Source organism: Micrococcus sp. KRD070 (assembly GCF_017168435.1).
Taxonomy (GTDB): domain Bacteria; phylum Actinomycetota; class Actinomycetes; order Actinomycetales; family Micrococcaceae; genus Micrococcus; species Micrococcus luteus.
The window spans coordinates 34,775-36,072 of record NZ_JABFNH010000007.1 but is presented as its reverse complement, the minus strand read 5'-3'; the positions used below and the strand labels follow the sequence as shown (position 1 = coordinate 36,072).

Sequence of the window (1,298 nt, the reverse complement as noted above, 5' to 3'; positions counted from 1 at the left end):
GGGCGTGTCAACTTGTCTGTGTAAGCGGGGTGGTCACAGGTAGGGGTTGATCCGGTCGGGGTAGGCCGCGGCGAGCTGGGCGAGGGCCTGCTTCCAGTTCGTGACGGCCTGACCTTCGACGAGCCGGCCCTGGGCTTTGCGCTGGCCGGCGGGTTTGCCCCGGTCCCGAGCGCGTTCGGCGGCGCGTTTGTCTTCGATGTTGCAGATCGCCAGCCAGAGCAGCTTCACCGCCGCCTCGGTCGAGGGGAAGTGGCCGCGGTTCTTGGTCACCTTCCGTAGCTGGAAGTTCAGCGACTCGATGCTGTTGGTCGTGTAGATGACCTTGCGGAGCATGGGTGGGAACTGCAGGAACGGGATGAACCGCTCCCAGGAGTTCGCCCAGGTCGCGGCTGCAGACGGGTACTTCGTGCCGAGCTCGGAGGCCTCGAACTCGGCCAGCGCCTTCCTCGCGGTCTCTTCGTTGGGGGCGGTGTAGATCGGCTTCAGCGCGGCGGCGACCTTCTTGCGGTCCTGGTAGGCCACGAACCGCATCGCGGCCCGGATCAGGTGAACCACGCAGGTCTGGACCATCGAGTCCGGCCACGTCGCCTCGATCGCCTCCGGCAGGCCCTTGAGCCCGTCGCAGCACACGATCAGCACGTCCTGCACGCCCCGGTTGGCGAGATCGGCGCAGACGTGGGCCCAGAACGCCGAGCCCTCGGTGTCCTGGACCCAGATCCCCAGCACGTGCTTGATGCCCTCGAGGTCCACGCCGACGGCGATGTAGGCGGCACGGTTGAGGACCTGGCTGTTCTCTCGGATCTTGATCCGGATTGCGTCGAGATAGATCACCGGATAGAACTCCTCCAGCGGCCGCGACTGCCACGCCAGGACCTCTTCGCTCACGGCGTCGGTGATGTTGGAGATCGTCTCGTGCGACAGGTCCGTGCCGATCGTGGAGGCCAGGTGGTGCTGGATGTCCCGGATCGTCATTCCGCCGGCATAGAGGCTGATGATCATGTCATCCAGGCCCCCGAGGCGCCGCTGGCCCTTGGGCACCAGGCGCGGGGTGAACGACCCGCCCCGGTCTCGCGGGACGTCCAGCTCGATCGGCCCGACCTCGGACTCCACGGTCTTCGGGGTGGTCCCGTTGCGGGAGTTGGCGTGCTTCGGCGCCTCGCTCGAGCCCTTCTCGTAGCCCAGATGGCTGGTCAGCTCGGCCTGCAGGCCCCGCTCGAGCGCGGCCTTGACCAGCGCGGGCACGAACCCGCCGTCACCGGTGAGCTCGACGCCGCCCGCGTCGATCTGCGCGAATAGGG

1 protein-coding gene is annotated in these 1,298 nt (G+C 67.5%); it reads right to left on the bottom strand.

All coding sequences use genetic code 11. From position 1 onward, the window contains the following. Positions 1 to 33: 33 nt before the first annotated feature. Positions 34 to 1,298 (bottom strand): IS256-like element ISMlu11 family transposase (locus tag J1M38_RS02280; protein WP_206501164.1); only part of this gene is annotated, 1,265 nt, incomplete at its 5' end.